The organism is Rhizobium sp. TRM95796 (genome assembly GCF_025779995.1).
Taxonomy (GTDB): Bacteria; Pseudomonadota; Alphaproteobacteria; order Rhizobiales; family Rhizobiaceae; genus Rhizobium_E.
Map to the genome: position 1 here is coordinate 78,774 of NZ_JAOXHE010000015.1, position 19,460 is coordinate 98,233.

13 protein-coding genes and 2 pseudogenes are annotated in these 19,460 nt (G+C 60.3%); 1 reads left to right on the forward strand and 14 read right to left on the reverse strand.

The window, feature by feature from the left end:
* Positions 1-331 precede the first annotated feature (331 nt).
* From OCK01_RS24390 to OCK01_RS24425, 8 genes are all read right to left on the reverse strand, one after another.
* Entirely contained in the window at positions 332-8,812 is an 8,481-nt protein-coding gene (locus OCK01_RS24390) for a GH36-type glycosyl hydrolase domain-containing protein (protein ID WP_263826199.1), read from the reverse strand.
* 213 nt (positions 8,813-9,025) lie between these two features.
* Entirely contained in the window at positions 9,026-9,190 is a 165-nt protein-coding gene (locus OCK01_RS24395) for a hypothetical protein (RefSeq protein WP_263826200.1), read from the reverse strand.
* A gap of 38 nt (positions 9,191-9,228) precedes the next feature.
* Positions 9,229-9,621, reverse strand: a complete 393-nt coding sequence (locus OCK01_RS24400) for a hypothetical protein (RefSeq protein WP_263826201.1) — start codon at positions 9,619-9,621, stop codon at positions 9,229-9,231.
* A gap of 66 nt (positions 9,622-9,687) precedes the next feature.
* Positions 9,688-9,954, reverse strand: a complete 267-nt coding sequence (locus OCK01_RS24405) for a DUF1488 domain-containing protein (RefSeq protein ID WP_263826202.1) — start codon at positions 9,952-9,954, stop codon at positions 9,688-9,690.
* 641 nt (positions 9,955-10,595) lie between these two features.
* Positions 10,596-11,621, reverse strand: a complete 1,026-nt coding sequence (locus OCK01_RS24410; protein WP_263826212.1) for a fatty acid desaturase — start codon at positions 11,619-11,621, stop codon at positions 10,596-10,598.
* 218 nt (positions 11,622-11,839) lie between these two features.
* Positions 11,840-12,049 (reverse strand): cold-shock protein, encoded by a 210-nt coding sequence (locus OCK01_RS24415; RefSeq protein ID WP_137155677.1) that lies wholly within the window; start codon positions 12,047-12,049, stop codon positions 11,840-11,842.
* Positions 12,050-12,387: 338 nt separating this feature from the next.
* Entirely contained in the window at positions 12,388-13,386 is a 999-nt protein-coding gene (locus tag OCK01_RS24420; RefSeq protein WP_263826203.1) for a sensor histidine kinase, read from the reverse strand.
* A gap of 129 nt (positions 13,387-13,515) precedes the next feature.
* A complete protein-coding gene (locus OCK01_RS24425) occupies positions 13,516-13,812 on the reverse strand; it encodes a hypothetical protein (protein ID WP_263826204.1) in 297 nt (98 codons plus the stop codon).
* A gap of 220 nt (positions 13,813-14,032) precedes the next feature.
* Between OCK01_RS24425 and OCK01_RS24430 the strand changes: the two genes are divergently transcribed.
* Complete coding sequence (locus OCK01_RS24430) at positions 14,033-14,590, forward strand: hypothetical protein (RefSeq protein WP_263826205.1); 558 nt, start codon at positions 14,033-14,035, stop codon at positions 14,588-14,590.
* A gap of 100 nt (positions 14,591-14,690) precedes the next feature.
* On the opposite strand, the gene OCK01_RS24435 is transcribed toward OCK01_RS24430, so the two are convergent.
* The 6 genes and pseudogenes from OCK01_RS24435 to OCK01_RS24460 all read right to left on the reverse strand — a co-directional run.
* Positions 14,691-14,885 carry a hypothetical protein gene (locus tag OCK01_RS24435; RefSeq protein WP_263826206.1) on the reverse strand — a complete coding sequence of 65 codons (195 nt, stop codon included), beginning with the start codon at positions 14,883-14,885 and terminating at the stop codon, positions 14,691-14,693.
* 276 nt (positions 14,886-15,161) lie between these two features.
* The gene (locus tag OCK01_RS24440; protein WP_263826207.1) at positions 15,162-15,467 is read right to left on the reverse strand and encodes a hypothetical protein; all 306 of its coding nucleotides are present in this window, start codon (positions 15,465-15,467) and stop codon (positions 15,162-15,164) included.
* Positions 15,461-15,655 carry a hypothetical protein gene (locus OCK01_RS24445; RefSeq protein WP_263826208.1) on the reverse strand — a complete coding sequence of 65 codons (195 nt, stop codon included), beginning with the start codon at positions 15,653-15,655 and terminating at the stop codon, positions 15,461-15,463. Before OCK01_RS24445 ends, OCK01_RS24440 begins: the two co-directional genes overlap by 7 nt.
* A 241-nt stretch (positions 15,656-15,896) precedes the next feature.
* A pseudogene (locus tag OCK01_RS24450) lies at positions 15,897-16,928 on the reverse strand (AI-2E family transporter); the annotation flags it as partial.
* 81 nt (positions 16,929-17,009) lie between these two features.
* On the reverse strand, positions 17,010-17,816 hold the full coding sequence (locus OCK01_RS24455) for a transglutaminase-like domain-containing protein (protein WP_263826213.1): 807 nt from the start codon (positions 17,814-17,816) through the stop codon (positions 17,010-17,012).
* A 1,206-nt stretch (positions 17,817-19,022) separates the two neighbouring features.
* Positions 19,023-19,367: pseudogene (locus OCK01_RS24460) on the reverse strand (Crp/Fnr family transcriptional regulator); the annotation flags it as partial.
* Positions 19,368-19,460: the final 93 nt, after the last annotated feature.

Consider the following 19,460-nt stretch of genomic DNA (forward strand, 5'->3'; position numbering starts at 1 on the left):
TTGCAGCTCCTTGGTCGTGAAGGCTCATCTTCCATCCCGATCAGGACGAAGCGGCAGCGATTTTTAGGACCTGCAAAGCCCACGCTCAATGGGAGCGAAGAAGATACAATTCCGCGTCTTACCTTAGAGGCCGGGAGCCGCCTTAGAAGGAGCCGAACCTGTGGGTACCGGCTTAAAGTTACCGAGACTTAGGAGCTTTGAAGCAAAGCACGCGAGACAAAGAGTCGCTTGTTTGTCGAGCGAGTTAATCCGATTAACGGCTTTTCTGCTACCTTGAGCCAACACTGGTGGAACCGGCAAAGTCAACAAGGTTGGCGCCAGCAGACGCATATCACTGTATCGTCCAGGTCCAGTCATCCGCGGCCTGCCCATTCACTTCAACTCCGACTGCGCCGGCTTCATCCCGGAAAACCGATATTTCGAATACCCTGCCCTCCTGTACCAACTCAGCCGTAAAGCCGGGCCAAGCGGTTGGAAGCGAAGGCGTAATCCGCAGCCGGTCGCCTTCGCGGCGGATGCCGAGAATGGCTTCGACGGCAGTTCGGTATAGCCAGCCGGCCGAGCCCGTATACCATGTCCAGCCGCCCCGCCCGGTCTTGTCGCCTTCGCCATATACATCGGCCGCCACGACATAGGGCTCGACGCGGTAGATGTCCGCCTGTTCCCGGGTGCGGGCATGACTGACGGGGTTGAGCATGGAAAACACCCGATAGGCGTCATCGGATCGCCCCATCTCCGCCAGAGCATAGGCCACCCAGATGGCGGCATGGGTGTATTGGCCGCCATTTTCGCGAACGCCAGGCGGATAGGACTTAATGTAGCCGGGATCCTCATCGGAATGCTCGAAGGGAGGTGTAAACAGCCGAATAAGGCCCGCTTCGGGATCGATCAGCCTGTTGACAACACTGTCCATGGCGCGCGCCGACCGCGCGGGATCGGCCCCGCCGGACAAGACGCCCCAGGACTGGGCGATCGAATCGATCCGGCATTCGTCGCTGGTCGCCGAACCCAGCGGCGAGCCGTCATCGAAATAGCCGCGCCTGTACCAGTCGCCATCCCAGCCATCGTCCTCAATGGCCGCCTTGAGCGCGCTGCGGTGGGCACGCCATGCGTCCGCATGCGGCTGGTCGCCCCGCGCCTCGGCGAAGGCGCTCATCGCGTCCAGCGCCTTGATCATGAACCAGCCGAGCCAGACGCTCTCGCCCTTGCCTGCTATGCCGACGCGGTTCATGCCGTCATTCCAGTCGCCGCCGAGGATCAGCGGCAGGCCATGGGCTCCGGTTCTCGTGATGGCGAGATCGAGCGCGCGCGCACAGTGATCATAGAGGCTGGAGCGCTCTTCCGAGAGACTGGGCTGGAAGAAGCTTTCGTGCCTCTCGCCGAGATCAGGGCCATCGAGAAAAGCGAGCTCTTCGTCCAGCACGCCTGCGTCTCCTGTCACCGCCACATAGTGGGCCGTCGCATAGGCAAGCCACACCACGTCGTCGGAGATCAGCGTCCGCACGCCCGCCCCGGTTCTCGGCAGCCACCAATGCTGCACGTCGCCTTCGGGAAACTGGCGGCTAGCCGCGTTTAGGATCTGGGCGCGGGCAAGGCTCGGGTCCTGCAGCATCAGCGCCAGCGTGTCCTGCAACTGGTCGCGGAAGCCGAATGCCCCAGAGGCCTGATAGAAGGCGCTGCGGGCGCGGATCCGGCAAGCGAGATTCTGGTAGGGCAGCCAGGTGTTGACCATCCGGTCGAACGCCTCGTCCGGCGTCGAGACCTGGAGCGCGCCGAGAAATCCGTCCCACTGACGATCGGTCTTGTCCTGTTCGGCGGCAAAACCTGCATGGATCAGTCTTTCGATGAGCGGCGCAGCCATCGATTCACTCTCGACATCGCCGAGAAGAAACAACGTGTCGACCGCTTCTCCGGGTTGAACGACCAGATCGACCGCCAGCGCCGCGCAGGGATCTCCCGCCGTCTCTAGCGAATTGGAGAGCGTCAGGCGCCGGCTGACTGCCGAAGGCGCTGCGCTGGCGCCGTTGGCGCCCAGAAATTCGGCCCGGGCGCTGGTGAAAGACTGCAGCGGGCGGCTGGCGGCGAAAAACGATGTTCGCGCTGAACTTTCCATCGAAAACGGATTCTGCGCCATCAGCGCGTTGAGGCTCTCTTCATGCCAGGTCCTGATATAGGGCGCGGTGCGGGCGCGATTATTGCCCAGCACCCATTCCGTATAGGCGTAGACGCGAAGCGTTCGGGCATGCCCGCCATGATTGGCGATGCTGAGCCGCATCAGTTTGGCGGGATCGCTCTCCGCCACGATGTGCGTCATGACGATATCGAGCCCGTCGGTCTCCACCCTGAAGCTCGACCGGCCGGGCCCATGGCGGACCTCGTGGATATCATCCGGATTGCGCCCGATGGCGGCAAAGGGGGAGAACATCCGGTCGGATCTGAGATCCCGGATGTAGAAGGCTTCGGATGGCCGGTTGATGACGGCGTCGTTGCTCCAGGGTGTCAGTTGGTAGTCGCGCGAATTGGCGCTCCAGGTAAAGCCCGCGCCTTCCGCGGCGATGTGAAAGCCGAAGGCGCCGTTGGAGATCACGTTGATCCAGGGCTGCGGCGTCGTCGCGCCGCCATTGAGCCGGATGACATAATCACGGCCCGCGCGATCAAAGCCGCCATAGCCGTTCCACATGGACAGATCGTCGCCCGACACGGTCTTGTCCGCGACTGGACCCGCGGGCGCAATCCGGCCCCGTCTCCACCAGGGAGCCTGCGGTGACGTTTCCGTCTCGCTGTCAGACAAGCGCTCAAGCCGCTCGATCTGCTCGGAAATCGCGCCGTTTCGAGTATGCAGGACGATGCGGCCGGCGCTGATCAGCGCGTCATAGGCGCGTTGATCCATCAGGTCCTTGCGCACCGAGAAGATATGCTGGGCCGGGCCGGACGAAAGGCCGCGCCGGCGGGCGTTCTCACACATGAAGTCGATGGCGTGCTGCATGTCCTGGGCATAGGAAGCCGTGCGCTCGTTGATGATCACCAGATCGGCGATCACGCCGCGCGAGCGGAGATACTCCTGCATGCGGAAGGATTTCTGCACGATCGGCAGGTCCGCCTCATTGTCGATGCGCAACGCAAAGATCGGAAAATCTCCCGAAATGGCCAGGGGCCACAACGCCGCCTGTGTCGCCTTCACCACGTTTCCGGGCGTTTGCACCTGGCGAAGGCGCGTGTCGGGATAGATGAGGAAGGAGGCGATGCGCTGGAAGAGCAGCGCCTCGCTCTTGGATGAATCGAGATGACGGAACTGCACCTGGCTGCGGGTCCAGGATAGCGCCGCCTCATTGTCGAAATTCTCTGCATGCCGGTAGCGTGCGACCCGGGTCTCAAGCTCCGCGCGGCTCGGGGCGACAAAGGTCCAGAACACCACGCTGGCTTTCTTCCCCGGCTTCAGCCGGACGGTGCGGCGCAGCGAGAAGATGGGATCGAGCGTGAAGCCGTCATGGCCTTCGAGCTTGGCGTTCTTGTCGAAGGCCCGGGCGGTGGCGAGATCGCGGCCGCGACCGATGAATGCGCGCCGGTCCGTTTCCGCCTCGACCGGCCCGCGCGCGCTCGAACCTCCGACGAGATGGGCGACATGGATGTCGGGCTCGTCGATATTACGCTTGTTGCGCGAGGCGTAGATGACGTCGCCGCTGTCGCCGATCTCCGTCTTGACGAACATTTTGGAGAAGACCGGATGCGCGGCATCACTGTCGGCCGAAGACAGAACCAGTTCGCCATAGGATGTGACCTCGATCAGCCGCTCATAGGCGCTGTGGTTCACGATGGTCAGCCGGCGGCCCTCAGCGTCGATCTCCGTCGCCACCAGGCATTCGAGCTTGGATTCGATCATGCCCGCCGTTTTGTGGAACTCGGCCTTTTCGTCCGAGAAGACCGCGTTTGCGGTCTCGCCCGGAAAAGCGCGGGGGGCGGGCGTCGCCGACCACCAGTCACCGCTGCCGACATCCCGAAGAAAGATGTACGATCCCCAGTCGTCGATGGTCGGATCGGCCCGCCAGCGGGTGACGTCGAGCCCGTTCCAGCGTGAATAGCCCGATCCGGTCGCCGTCACCATCAGGGAATAATGGCCGTTCGAGATCACCGCCACGGAGCGCTTGGCGCCGAGGGGATTTTCGATCAGACGGTATTTGGCCCCCGCCTGCTCGGTGGCGGCGGCCACCACGGGTTCGCTTTCATCCGGCGTGCGCACTGGCACGATTTCGCGCGGCGCCCGCTCCTGCAGCAAGAGTTCGGCCGCTTCAATGACGGGATCGCTGTGGAAGCGGTCGCGTAGCCGCCCGTTCAGCACTACATTGCCGATGGCGGCGATGGACATGCCCTGATGATGCGCCATGTAATTGCGCACGACCACCGAGCTCTGGCCTTCCGGCAAGCGGGCTTCGGTGAAATCCACCGCATCATAATAGCCATAGACCCCGAGAGCCCCGATCGAAGCGAGCCGTCCCAGATTGACGACCGCGTCGCGCGGCTTGAACTGGCTCGCCAGCACGCTGGCATAGGGGGAAATGACGACATTGCTGCCAAGCTCGCGCTTGAGCCCGAGACCTGGGACGCCGAAGTTGTGATATTGGTAATTCAGTTCGCGGTCGCGGGCGTTGAAGGCGGATTCCGATACGCCCCAGGGCAGGCCCAGCGATTTGCCATAGGCGATCTGGCGATCGATCGACAGATTGTCGGACTGGTTGAGAATGCCGCCCTGGCGTTCATGCACCACGAGCGGCGGCATGAGATATTCAAACATCGAGCCGGACCATGACACCAGGCAGGCCTGGCCCCGCACGATCGACACCGGCCGGCCGAGCCGAAACCAATGCTCGCTGGGAATGTCGCCTTTGGCGATGGCGAACAGGCTGGTGAGCCGGGCTTCCGACGCCAGCAGATCGTAGCAGGATTCGTCGAGAATGTTGTCCGCGCCATTATAACCGATCGACAGCAGCCGTCGTTCGCGGTTGAACAGGAAGCCGAAGTCCATCTCGAAGGCAAGGCTGCGGGCCCGTTCGCCGAGCGAGGTGAGCCGCGCCTGCAACTCGCGATATTGAGATCGGTCAACCAGCGCGTCGGCGAAATGCGCTTCGCAATTGGCGTGCAGCCGGTGCGCCCATTCGATCAGCAGGCTGGAGCGCTCGCCGCCGATCTCGTGATCGAGATCGCTGGCGCAGGCCTGCACGTCGCTGGCCATGACCGACAGGTTGATCGAGCGCGCCGAGGCGAGTTGAGGCTCCTTCAGGCACGATTGCAACGTCGCTTCGAGGCCCGCCAGGCGTTCCTCCAGCCGGCGCCGCAGGGGACGGATCGTGCGCCGCGAATCGGGTATTGTGTCGAGCGTCTCGCGCACCACCCGCGCCGTATCCATGATGCCGCGCACATCGCCGATCAGATGCACGGTCATCGCTTCGGACCATTCCTTCAGCGTCGACGACACAACGATCATATGGCCGGCAAGATTGCCGCTGTCGACGGCCGACACATAATGCGGATGCAGAACGGCGAGGTTGCGCGTGTCATACCAGTTGTAGAGGTGGCCCTTGAACTTCTCCATCTTCTCGACCGTCTCGAGCGTTTCTTCGAGCCGCTGGATGCAGTCGGCGAAACCAATCCAGCCCATGTCGCGCGCCGTGATGGTTGAGAGCATGTAGAGGCCGATATTGGTCGGCGACGTCCGGTGCGCCACCACCGGCGTCGGCTCCTCCTGGAAATTGTCCGGCGGCAGGAAATTGTTTTCCCGGGTGACGAACACTTCGAAAAAACGCCAGGTGCGCCGGGCAAGCGCGCGTAGGGTCGCCACGTCGTCGTCCGACACCTTCAGACGATCCTCGGTTTCGAGTGTCTGGCTGATCCACCACGCCAAAGCCGGCGCGGCCATCCAAATCAGGCCGAATATCGAGGCGATCACGGCGTTAACCGGATTGACGGCGAGGACGAGGCCGATACACGCCGCCCCGATGGCGGGAGACGCCCACATCAGCCGGTAGAAATCCACGAGGTTGCGGGATGACGAAGAGGATATTTCGAGGGTAGTTTTCCACTCGATCAGATGTTGACGGCTATAGAGCAGCCTGAAAAGGGTCCGGGTGATCGCATCCACCATCAGCGCCGAATTATGCGCCATGAAGGCGACATGCAGGCTGATCTGGGCGAGAATATCGGCGAGATCGTCGAGCAGAGTGCGAGCATGGATCTCGGGCGTGACGCCCACCTGGCGGGGCACAATGCCGGCGAACAGCGACACGATCGGCCCGACATAGAAGGCGATGATCAATCCCAGCTGCCACAGGATGGCGGGACCGGGGGCCAGCAGGCTCCAGCTCGCCACCGACGAGATGATCCAGATGGCCGGCGTCAGCGACCGGCGCAGATTGTCGATCATCTTGAAGCGCGACAGCGGCAGCGTCCCCCGCGTGCTCCCCAGAATATAGGGCAGCAGCTGCCAATCGCCGCGCACCCAGCGATGCTGGCGCGACGCCTCGACGCTATATTGAACCGGGAAATCCTCAATGAATACGACATCGGTGACCAGCGCGCTTCTCGCGAAGGACCCTTCCAGCAGGTCGTGGCTGAGAATGGTGTTCTCGGCGATGCGGCCCTCGAGCGCCGTGTGGAACGCGTCCACGTGGTAAAGCCCTTTGCCAGTGAACGACCCCTCTCCGAACAGATCCTGATAGACGTCCGACACCGCAAAGACATAGGGATCGAGGCCGCGGTCGCGCGAAAAGATGCGTTGGAAGATCGAGGCTTCGTCGCCCGTCGTCAGCGACGGCGTGATGCGCGGCTGCAGGATGCCGTAGCCTTCCGTCACACGCTTGGTCACCGGATCGATGGTCGGGGCATTGAGCGGATGAGCGAGCTTGCCGATCAGCTTGCGGGCGGAATCGCGCGGCAGGCGCGTATCGGAATCGAGCGTTAGGACATATTGTACGCCAGACGGGATCTGATCAGGCGCGCCGAAAGTGGTGTCGCTTTCGCCGCGCAGCAGCATGTTGAGCTCCTGCAGCTTGCCTCGCTTGCGCTCCCAGCCCATCCATGCGCCTTCGGAAGGATTGAAGAGCGGGCGGCGATGCAGCAGGAAAAATCGCCGCGGACCCGCCGCGGCGTATTTCTTCGCCAGCGCCTCGATCTCGGCCGCAGCGAAGGCGATGATCTCCGCGCCCGCAGCCGGCTCGCTTTTGCTGTCGGCGAGATCGCTCAGCAAGGCGAAGAAGATTTCCGGGTCCGGATTAGCGAGATAGTGAACTTCGAGATTGCGGACCAAAGCGGCAACCGTGTCGCGATCCGACAGCAGGCACGGGATGACCACCAGCGTGCGGGCGGATCGCGGCACGCCGGATTTGAACTCATAGCCGGGCAGAAAAGCCGGCGGCGCAAGCGTAAAGATGATCGCCCGGAACAGCGCCGACGCCGCCTCGAGCGCCGGAAGCGCGAAAGTGGCGAGCAAGAGCAGCACGGCGATCCCCGCTGTCGGCTGCTTCATCAGGAACCATGCGCCAAGCGCAAGGATGGCGGCCGCGATGGCCAGCGTCGGCACAACGAGCGCCGCAAGGCCCAGGCTCCGGAAGGCCTTGCCGAACCTTTCCCTGAACGGAGCGCGATAGCCGGCGGCGTGCTTGAGTTCAGCCAGGCCCTTGCCTTCGAGATAATAGCCGACGTCGCCGCGGCGATCGCCGTCGGCCCCCTCGGTCCGATGAAGGGCCGACGTTTCAATGGCGATCATGGCCACCGCCATTTCGGTCGTGTCGGAGCGCCGGGCGATCGTTTCGATCGTGGTGCGGTAGTGATTGCGCGAGCGCGGATCGAGCGCCGCAAAGTCGGATGCGGCGCGGAGCGCCACATCGACCTTGGACATGTCTTCAAACCAGATGGTCCAGTCGAAGTCGTTGATGCGCTGCAGGCTGCGAATGATGTTGCCGACGGTGACATTGCCGGTGGAGATCTTGGCGTGTTCAGAGATCATCACCTCTTCTGCGTCGCTCTGCCGGTCCTCGAGCTTCTGCTCGAGCCATGTCAGCGCCTTGGAGGCCGAATTGGTGTCTTCCCGCAGCCGGTAGAGAAGCTGCGCCACGAAACTCGTGTCAGCGGTGTCGGCCTCATAGCCGTGAAGCGATTGGCTGACATCGCCGTCCAGTTCGCTCGACGCCAGACGATCCGCCAGATCATTGGCCCTTTCGCGCATGCGTCGCGACGTCTCCACCCGGTCCGACAGCCGCCTCAGATTTTCGAGCAGGACATAACGCAGGATCGCCGGCACCGCCCAGATTTCCCCGATCGCAAGCGTGTCGACCTCCTGAAACCCGCCAACGATGGCGCTCAGTGTTTCCGGTCGGAAGGAACTGTCGGTATGTCCGACATACTCCCAGGTCAGCGCAAAGGTCCGAGGCAATTGGGTCGTCCCGTTGATCAGGACCGCAGGAAGCTGCCGGAAGAATTTCTTTGGCAGGTCCTGCCGGACCTGGCGGAAATTCTCCTTAACCGTGTGATTATGATCGAGCAGCCACTCGGCCGCCGGCGTAATCATCTGCTTTTTATGCGCCGCCTCGGCGATCGCCGCATGATTAGCGCGCAGCGCCTGCTCGTTGCTGTCGAGCTGGTCGGGAAACAGCAGCCCTCCAAAACTGTGGAGTTGGGCGGATTTTTCCGCGGCAAGCTTATGGCCTAGCGCCGCCAGCTCCGACGTCGTCTGAAAATCGCTGCGTATCGGCGCCTGCGCGTCCGCAGACGCCACTTTCTTGATGTCGGGGGAGGCTGCGGCGCGTTTCAGATGGATGTTCATTGTTGTTCTTCCATCCGTTGGATCTTTGGCCATCACCTGGAGCGATGGACTTTTTTCATGAACGCGTCAGTGCAGACCTATCCGCGCCGACTCGAGCGATTTCCTCGCGAGTGAACTCGCGATAAGATGCATTGTCGCGATTTGCCCCGGCTCACGCTGTAGCAAGCGCCGAAGCAAATTTTACCGCCTAGAACGGCGCGATTGGCCTGATCGTTATGAACTTGGGACGTCGCCCGCCTTCGTCGCCTGCGGACGCAATTCCTTCATCGAGAGCATGTGCCGCTGTTTCGCCGCCGCGTCGCGAACCTGATCGAAAGGGTTGCTTCCGGCCACGCCGCGGGTAACGTCGGCGGCGGCTTGCTTCTTGGAGTGGATCACGATTTGAGCTCCTGTGGTCGGGGTCTGAGCTTGTTGGTTCATGCCGACAATGCGGCGCTACAGCTTTCGGCGATGCGGCCGTTTGGCGAGCTTTGCCCCGGCATCAAAGCCCACCCGCCGGCTTCGATGAACTGCCGCTTCTTGTAGCTGTCGGACAAGTTCTTCAATTCCACCAGTTTCGCCGCAGAATCCGGCGCTGTCCTAAAGCGATCGACACAGACTGCCGATGCGAGTTCAATCTTCGCGAGTTCGCCGGCCGCCGCCGCAGTCTTGAGCGCGCTGCCTCCCGTCACCCAGCCTCCCCAGCCGAACCCGATGACCATTGTCGCGACCGCCGTCATGCCGCAGGCCCATAGGAGGATAGATTTTGAGGGTTGATAGTTGTCGAAACGCTGGAACAGGGTTTCTTTGGTCGTGGTAACAGTGGTCACTGCAATTCTCCTTGTTGTCAGGATGAATTCGCGCTGCGCCATCACGGCGCAACGCATGTTGCGCCGTCAGGCGAAGTGACCCCGGGCGAGGGTGATGTTTCTGTCTGGCTTGGTTCCATAGGCGCGCCGGGCGGCATCGAGTATCTTCGAGCGCAGCGCATCGAAAAAGGCGAGATAATCGCTTTCGCCCAACGTCCGCGTCGGATGCTCGCCTGCGAGCACGTCCGCGAGCACATAGAACCTCACCTCGAACATTCCGTCATGGCCGAGAAACCGGACGCGCGAATGAGCTTCATCATAGCTTCGGGCGGGATTGGGAAATGAAAGAGGCATCAATGGTCTCCCCGGTCTACCCAAAGTCTCACGATTTGGATGTTCAAGGCTGTAGATGCCGAGCTGCCAGCCCGCTCCTTCAGGAGCTGGATGCGCGGCCGCTTTCTTGGCACTGCGAAAGTTAAAAATGCTAATCCAGCAACAGCGGGAGCATCAGGTTTGCTGATTTTCTCGGAGTAATGAGAGAACCCAATAAGAGGTTTCCCGCTGCCTGCCTTGACAGCGGAAGAACCGAATTCGTCCGTGTGGGGACTGGAAGACATAGCGTCCTCCTTTGTTGGGGCGAGGACTCGCAATCCTCAAATGCAGCGCCCTTAAGACGAGCTGCAACTATTGCACACATAGTGACGTCGCGCTTCTTTTACAAGTAGCAAACACTAAGATTTGGGGCTCGAGAGCATATGTTCGGCGTTAACCCGCCGCTGTGGACGAACATAACCTTCGACAGGATGAGGTGTTGGTCGCCGGAGCAGGCACAAGGAAGCCTTGTCTCCGCAAGCCCGGGCGTAATCACAGGTCTGGCTGAGGAGCAGTCAGGAGCGAGTAGTGCGCTCCCGGACAGAGTGATGTCATGGTCCAAGGCGGCAATGCGACACCGAGACCGTCATCCGATGCGGATGAGCCTTTGCAGGCTGCAGCTGTCAGACTGCAGCCTCGCGGAAGGAGACGAGTTTCCGGCGCGCGTCATCCCAAAGCACGAGCCGCACGCAACTCAGGCTTTGCATCAAAGTGATGCGGCCCATGCCGGCCAGTCTCGGATGGTCTCTCAAGACCTCGGGCAGCCGATAATAGGGAATCCGGCTCGACAGATGATGGACGTGATGAATGCCGATATTGCCGGTCAGCCAACGCAGCATCGGCGGCAGGTCATAGTGTGACGCTCCATGCAGCGCGGCTTCCGGAAATCTCCAGTCGCCGCCTTCCGCCCAGTGCGTGTCCTCGAACTGGTGCTGGACATAGAAAAGCCAGACGCCGGCCGCGCCCGCCAGAATAATCATTGGCGTTTGGATCAGCAACATGGTTCCTACGCCGAAGGTCCACAGCAGTAGGCCGAGCAAGGCCAAGATGGCAAAATTTGTAAGCATGGTCGAAAGCCAGGGCATGGCCCCAGCCCGCATCATGCCGAAGGGCAGACGCTGCTTGAAGATGAAAAGCCATGCCGGGCCGATGCCGAACATCACCAGCGGATTCCGATACAGACGATAGCCAAGACGTTTCGCCGGGGAAAGAGCGCGAAATTCGGCGATGGTCAGGGTGGTGATGTCGCCGATGCCGCGCTGGTCGAGATTGCCTGCGGTGGCATGATGTTTGGCATGCGCGTTTCGCCAGTAGTCATAGGGCGTCATGGTGACAATGCCGATCAATCGCCCCGTCCAGTCATCCAGGCGCCGGTTGGCGAAAAACGAGCCATGGCCGCAATCATGTTGGATCATGAACAGACGCAGGAGAAATGCGCTGGCTGGCAGGATCGCGAGCAGACCGATCCAGACGCCATAAGCCATGCTGACATAGGCGATGGCCGTGAATGCGATGAAGGGCGCGACGGTCACGAAAAGCTCCAACACGCTGCGCCTCATCCGAGGTCGGCGGTAAGACGCCAGAACTTTCATCCAGACCGTTGCCTCGATGGCGTGATCAACCTCAGGCGGCAGCACTTGTAACTTCATCGGGATACCTGTCTTCGCTCTCGCGTCACGCACCGCCGCGGGAGACCTCTGTCGGCTTGAGGGCCTGACATCAATTCGGTCTGATGCGCCAGCCGGTAAAGTGGCGTCCGGACAGCGTTGCGCAGGAAAGAAAAAGGCCAGGCAAACCGCCTGGCCTTGATGTGTATGTCGTCGCGCCGTGCCAGTACATCCGTGGTCAAAGCGCAACAGAGATACGGTCAGGCTGCCTGCAGATTGCATGCCGACATTTTGCCGGACTTCATGTCCCGCTCCATGTCGTAGCCAATCTTCTGGCCTTCGACGATATCGCGCATTCCAGCGCGTTCGACGGCCGAGATGTGAACGAAGGCGTCCGGGCCGCCGTTATCAGGCTGAATAAAGCCAAAGCCCTTGGTGGAATTGAACCATTTTACTGTGCCAGTGGTCATGATGAACCCTTTCATAGCATATTGAACGACCACAGCGCCGAGACGCTGCGGATGGTGATAGCGATTTTTGAAAGGAAGGTTCGATCAAGACGCGGTGTAAATCGCGCGGAAAACAAAGCTCAGCAAGCAAACATCGATAAAACTATAAATAGCCAGCCATGGTCGATTTGTCAACCTTTAGTTTTCGATTCTTCTAGGAGACGTGCTCTGATGACTAATTCATTTGGGCCGCAAGGCGCGCCCAAGACATATGCTGATCCAGAGATTCGCGCTGCAACGTTCGCAATCAAAGGACGTTCATGCTCCAAAACCTGCTATCGATGTCATTGACTGCAATATCATAGGCTCAGATGAGACTTGTCGAGAACAAGCCGCACGGCGACGCCCTCCGCCGACCAGTCGTACTCGATCGAGCCGCCTAGTTGGCCCTGAATCGCGCGTTTCACCATGGTGTTCCCAAATCCTTCTGGATTTGTCGGCGGTTTCACCGTCGGTCCGCCTCGCTCGATCCAAAGCACGATGAGATCCTTTTCGCCGTTCACGCCTGATACATCCAACGTACCCGACCCTCCCGACAAGGAGCCATATTTCAGCGAATTCGTCGCCAACTCATGAACGATCAACGCCAAGGTCGTGGCGGTAGTTTCGCCAACGCTTACTCGCGGCACCGCCACCCTTATTCGCCCTTCGAAGGCGCCGTTGTCGTCATAAGGAGCCAGTAGGATGGTGAACAGGTCGCCTAACAAAGCGGCCTTACCTTCATGACCTGGCAGCGGCCGCACAAGATCATGAGCGCGACCAAGGGCTGTAAGCCTCTGCGTAAGTTCCCGCGCCATATCGACTGTGGTCGTGGTGGTCCGCGACGTTATCAAAGTGAGGCTGTTGGCGATGGCAAGAAGGTTTTTGACGCGATGGCTCATCTCGCCGGCGAGCAATTCATTGCCCTCTTCTGCTTGCTTCCGTGCGGTTACATCCAGGAAAATACCCATGACGGTGTCATCGACTTTACCGATATCACTACCCTGACCTCGCGCAGAGACCCATCGAACCACATCTCCAACCAGAATACGGAAGTCGATTTCATATGCGCCGACATGGGCGCGCGTGGCCGCAAATGCGGCTCTCACTCTGTTGCGGTCGGAGGGATGTATCTTGGCGGAAAGATCCTCAAAGGTCACCATGGAGTTGTCGGCAATTCCCCATATCGCGAAAGCGTGGCGATCCATGCTAAATAGATCCGTCTCGACGTTCCAGGACCATAGCGCCACCTCCGCAGCATTGATCGCCCGCCGCAAAAACTGCGCATCCCAAAGCTGGTCGGCAATGTGACTGGTCATTGAAAGTCCTTTTTCGTCCGCCTATCAGGCGACTGCAGCCATAGGGAGAAGTGTGGTCATCGGGTTGGCCGGGCGCTCCGCGCTCAGGCTCAATCATCGGCTCCGTCCGGGTTCTTTCTTTTGCCCGCTTCAGCGGCCCTCCGGGGCGACGAGTGGATCTTCTCCGCCAAATGCGGCGTCGCGTTCAAGCGCCGCAGCCAAGTCATCGACGGTGATGGACAGGCGCTGCTTGTTGACGCTGCGGGCCTCGATCGCCGGCACTTCGATCACCAGAGACGTCACGTGATAGGCGGGGAAGGACAGGCCTTCGATGAGCTCCTCTTCCTTCGTCACCTGGTAGCCGCCGGCGGGTTGATCGGAGACGCCGGCCCCGATCGAAAACATATGACGAATCGTGACGACCGATTCGGTTTTCCTGCTCTGCATGTCCGTTCTCCAGGTGTGTGGGAGACGCCAGGTTCGGCCCGGCTATGATAGGATAGGAAGACGCTGTCCCCGGACGAAAGCACCCCCGCCGTCCGGGCGTCCCGATCAAGAAGAGCGTCACCGATTTTCTACGGGCGCAAGCAAATATCGAGGGCTCGCCGCGACTTGTCCCTGCGAAACAAACCAACAAAGGATCCAGCGACGGCGTAGAGAGGCACAGATGAGGAAAATCGCTGTCGCTTCCGTCGAGACGAACCGCATTCCGATGACCCCGCTCCCCCGGAGTTCGCCGCTGGCGACAGCATGCGCCGGCTCGGGATGCTTGGCAAGCAGATTCTATTTTCGGATGCATGAAACAAATGAATCAATTTTTCATTGTGTCACGTATGCCATCTTTTCCATGAGGGCCTGCCGCCTCCCGTTCTCCGCTGGCTTCACCGTCCAGGAGCCCGCCTCTGGGGCATTCCCCGGCTATGGCGCGGAGAACGGAGGAAGCAAATCAGCACAGTTGAGGCACGAAGATATGCAGGAATTCTCAGTCAGTTCGAATGGCGACCGGTGGTTTCTCATCCAGGGCTCCGCAGCAGACGAGGTCCATGTGCTTCACCGGGCAAACCCTTCCTCCGGCGGATATGAAACACGCACACCCGTCGATGTCTTTCTCAGCATGCGTCCGTTCAGCCCAGAGCGGGAGGCGCTGGTGGCGTTGCTTGAGAAACAAGCCTTATCGCCCGATGAAAACGGCCTGCCGCCGCTGTCTCGATCATCCCCTACTTAACCTGACAGCCGGACCCGGGCTCCCGAACGCGCGCCTTCTCGAGTGAACCTCGACGGGATTGCAGTATAAGAGGGGCGGCCCGGCTTTAAATCTGGATTGGTCAGACCGACTCAAGATCGCTTTCCATGGCGACGCGGTTCTGGTTGAGCTCCTCGCTCCACAGTCGGTATTGCGGATTGTTGTGATAGGCCGGCAATGGAGCAGCCACTGTGTAAGTGGCGGCTGCAGTTGGAAACAGTCCCCGCGTCGTCAGCAGACGAACAGTCTGCCCGATGGCGTAACGATGTGTGGGCATGGCGCGTTTCTCCACCTCTAGACTAATTTTTTGCGCGACTGGAGGACCGCCGGAAAGAGAGGCGATCCTCACGGCAATACTGTCGAGGGCCTGTGCGAGACAATCATCGGCCGCCCTCAGGCTCGGGTCGCCGGAGAAGATGGCGCTCGCCTGTCGGCAAACAGCAGCACTCGGCATTTGTGATCAGCGTCGACCGGGAGCGGCCCGTCGGCCTCGTCCTGTTTGTCGACGCCGCTCTCTGCTTGCGCAGAGCGAAATTGCGCCAGGATCACCACGTTACCCGTTAACGCGATCATCAGCGTCCGCCTTGGTTGCTCCCGGAACGCTCTGGTCCTTCAGGCTGCCGCCTTCGTCTTCCCATCGGGAGAGAGCCGCGGGCTCCCCGGAGGCGGCATTCTGCCTGGAGACGGCCAGGTCCGGCGCGGGCGCCTTTTCGGCCTTGTCGTCAATGCGCGGCTTGCCCTTGCCATCTCGATCTCTTGAGGACCGACCGGCGGCAGAGGGCCGCCCCTCGCCCTGCTCCAGAGGAAGCGGCGCCTGCGGCTCTTCGGAGTGCGGCGTTTTCGCAAAGCGAATCACCATGATGTCGCCCCCCGATATCCATCGGGTGTCCGGCGCCGACGCGCGGGTCGAACCACGGCCAGGGCCAGCGCCGGGCGGGCTGGCGCAAACAGGCGATCCTGGTGGGGCATCAGCGCCTGAATAAGCGCCTGCTTTCTGAAGCCAGCGTCAAAAATCTCGGAAAAATACTGCTTGAGGTCGGAAGACATTCCGTCCTCCTTTCTTGGGGCTCGGGTGAGTGCCGCCCGCAAAATGACAGCGCCCGTGCAATAGCCACCACTGCCCTAGAGATGGGGACCAAAGCAGCAATTGCAAGAGCGCCGGCAGCGCCAGTCATCGCTCAGCGATTGCTGATCTCTCTTCACTGAGCGCCGGTGTGCCGTCGCTCGACAGGATTTGCGGCGTCAATGCCGACGGCCTGTCCTCGACCGCCAGCGGGGGACGCTGAAGTTGCTGTTGAGTGAACAGCGACCAGGCTGAGATGAAGAGCGCCGAGATCAACGGGCCGATGACGAAGCCGCTGAGGCCGAACAGCGAAAGCCCTCCCACGGTGGAGATGAGAACGACATAATCCGGCATCTTCGTGCCCTGTCCGACGAGCGGCGGACGCAAAAGGTTGTCGATCAGCCCGATGATCAGCACGCCGATCATCACCATGACGATAGCCTTGATCCAGGCGCCGGCGAGAAAGAGCCAGAGCGCGGCGGGCGCCCAGACAATCGCGGCCCCGACGGCCGGCAGCATCGACAGGAACGTCATGACCACGCCCCACAGCAGAGCCGCCTCGATGCCCAGAGCCCAGAAGCTGACGCCGCCGATCACGCCCTGGGCGAGTGCGATGATGACATTGCCGCGCACGGTGGCGCGCACCACGGCTGCGAACTTATCGACAAATTGCCGCGTATAGTCGTCGCTGAGCGGTATCGACTGGCGCAGTGTACTGCGCAGGTTTGCGCCGTCCCGGAGCAGGAAAAACAGCAGATAGATCATCAGGCCCATGCTGATGAAGAATTGCAGCGTGTTTTGCCCAAAGCTCAGGACGCTGCCAGCGATGGTCTGTCCCGCTTCCATGGCGCCGGTTGACAGCTTTGTCGACAACTGGCCAAAACCCGTGATCTTCAGCGAATTCAGCCATATGTCCACGGATGTCGGCAGCATCGTCTGGAGGCGCTGCAGATGCGCGTTGAGATCGATTTCCTTGCTGCTGATGCGTTGATAGAGGCTCGTCCCCTCGTCGATCAACGATGCGAGGATAAGGAGCGATGGAATGATCACTACGCAGATGCTGAGAAGCAGGGTCAGGAGCGCTGCAATCGTGCGGCGTCCGCCAAGCAATCGCTGCAGCCTATTATGGACCGGAAAGAACAGGATCGCCAGGATCACCGCCCAAAGCACCGCAGTGTAATAAGGAATGAGCAGCCAAAGGAAAGCGATGGTCACGATGACCAGAAGTACGTAGAAACTCACTTTCTGAACCGACATGGCGACAGACTCCTCGAATCGCCGCGCATCAGGCAACGACATCATCAAACGGATGTTCTGCCCGTCCGGGCAGCATAATCGTCAGACGAGTTCTTCGGTGACCACTTCGAAATGGTTCAGGGTCGCCGCGCCGAAGGCCGTCGACAAGGCGACATCCGTTGCGTCTCGTCCTCGCCCCATCAGGATTCGCCCGACGCGCGGAGAATTGTGTCGGGCGTCGACGGTCCACCAGCGTCCACCGAGATAGACTTCGAACCAAGCGCTGAAATCCATGGGATGCGGATCCTTCGGCACGCCGATATCGCCCAGATATCCGGTGCAGTATCGGGCGGGAATGTTTAGGCAGCGGCAGAGCGTGATGGCGAGATGCGCGAAATCACGGCAGACACCGGTCTGTTCGACATAGCCGCCATAGGCGGTGCGCATGGGATCAGCGTTATCGTAGTTGAATGTCAGCCGATCGTGTACAAAATCCAGGACCGCTTTCACGCGCGGCCAGCCAAGCGGCGTCGCGGCAAACTGCTTCCACGCGAAATTCGCAAGCCTGTCCGTGTCGCAATAGCGGCTGCCGAGCAGAAATACGAGAACATCATCCGGAAGGTCCTGGATCGCCACCTGAACCGCGCCGTTCGGAACGGGCTCCGGCGACCCGCTGTCGAATATCTCAAATTGCGCCGTGATGGTCGTTACGCCCGCAGGCGCCACGATGCGCGTGCAGGCGTTGCCGTACTCATCAAGATAGTCCCGTTGAGCGACGCAGCGATCAAACGCCAAGATCTGTTCGGTGCATAGATCCCTTTCCCTTGTCGGATGAACCTTCAGGACCAACAGCATGGGCGTCTCGTTCTGGCATTCGTAGGCAATGCGAAACCCTGCGCGAATTTTCATGATTTGCCTTCTGTCTCGCCGGCGCCCAGCCACAACGGCTGAGGTATGTGGACGTTCCTTTCATGGAGGCTGTAGAACTAACACAGCCTCCGCTATTGCGTGGGACTTCTTGTTGCGCCTGAGCCAGAAAAGCACCGGCCGCTCGAAGCTCGCGCGGGTGAGAGATCGACGCAACAGTACCTTGGCATGTTTGGCGAGGCGCGCCCCTGCAAGGGAGTCCCCGTGCTCGAAACGGTCGCCACGGTTCATATCGTCAAGCGATCAACACCCTCTAACCTGACGAGCCCCTAAGCCGGGGACGAGAGGGGCTCTAAAACGTCGTCCCGTCAGCCGGCCGGGCTTCCTCGCACACACCGGACTACCTCATAGTGCAACTGGACGAGGCCATATGGCAACACCCTGGTGCGGGGATGGTTCAAGGCAAATTGTAATCGCTGCTAGAAAGCGGCCGCCCCGCAGCCAGCAGGATGGCAACGGTCATAATCACTATGTGTTGATCAAGTCTCGCTACAGAAAAGGCCAAATGACGGCATCGTCATTGAGCCAGATCGTTTTCGCTTTTTCAAAAAGAGACGCGGCCGAAACTACATCTCACGCGATAACAGCCGAGCATCATTATGTAATTTGTATTTGGTCAGACCATCGCAAACGCTTCGCAACCGGTGGAGAAATTTTACTGCCTTTGAGCGTCAGGCCTCGGAGGGGGCGATGCTCTTTCAAAAATTGGCAAGAAGACGTTCAACGACCTTTTGGCGGCACATGGGGAGGAACAGAGCCAGAAGTCGCTTCCAGCCCCAGCCATGCTCTCGGTTGAATGTGCAAAGGCATCTAATTCAAATGAGTCACCATGGAGCTGCAGGACATGCTGGATCAGTCACGATTCCAATGGGCCGTGGCGGCTCGTGAGCATCTCGCACGCTGTGTCGTGAATTATCTCGAAAAGTATCTTACGGATGTCCCCCCCAACATTAACATCCTGAGCCACGATCTGCAGTTGGCACAAAGCACCTTCAGCAAGACGACGAGCAGCGGCTTCAGGCCAAACATATCGCCCGGCGTGGGATAGCGCTATCTCCCTCAGTGGGAGAACAAGACATGCAACAGTGGTGTTCTCGTGCGATAGTCGCGCAGCAGGGATGTGCTTCATTGGTTTCTCCGAAGGTTATCCAATGAATGTCGCAGAAGGACACCAGTTGCTGTACGGTGTTAGACAGAAGGAGACAACGAGCCGAAGAGCCGCTGGTATTCTTCTTCGGGCTTCCCGTAGGCATCGACCGCGAACTCTTCGAGCGCGGCGCGATTGCGGATTGTAATCAGCCCGCGCTCGGAACGGATGAACCTGTTGCCTTCCAGAACGTGCAGAGCTGTGGTCACGGAGGGACGGCGGACGGCCAGCATCAGGGCGATATACTCATGTGTAATCGCAATCTCGTTGCCATCCACGCGGTCATGGCACATCAGCAGCCAGCGGGCGAGGCGCTCGTCGATCTCGTGAACCGCATTGGACAAGGCAGTGAAGGAGACCTGGGTGGCCAAATTGTGAGTCGCCCGTGCAAGGACATTGGCCGTAAGCGGTCAGCTGATGCCGTCAGTCTTGAAGTTCCACGGCATGAGGGCGTCGATTTCGGATGCGGGCCAGCCTTT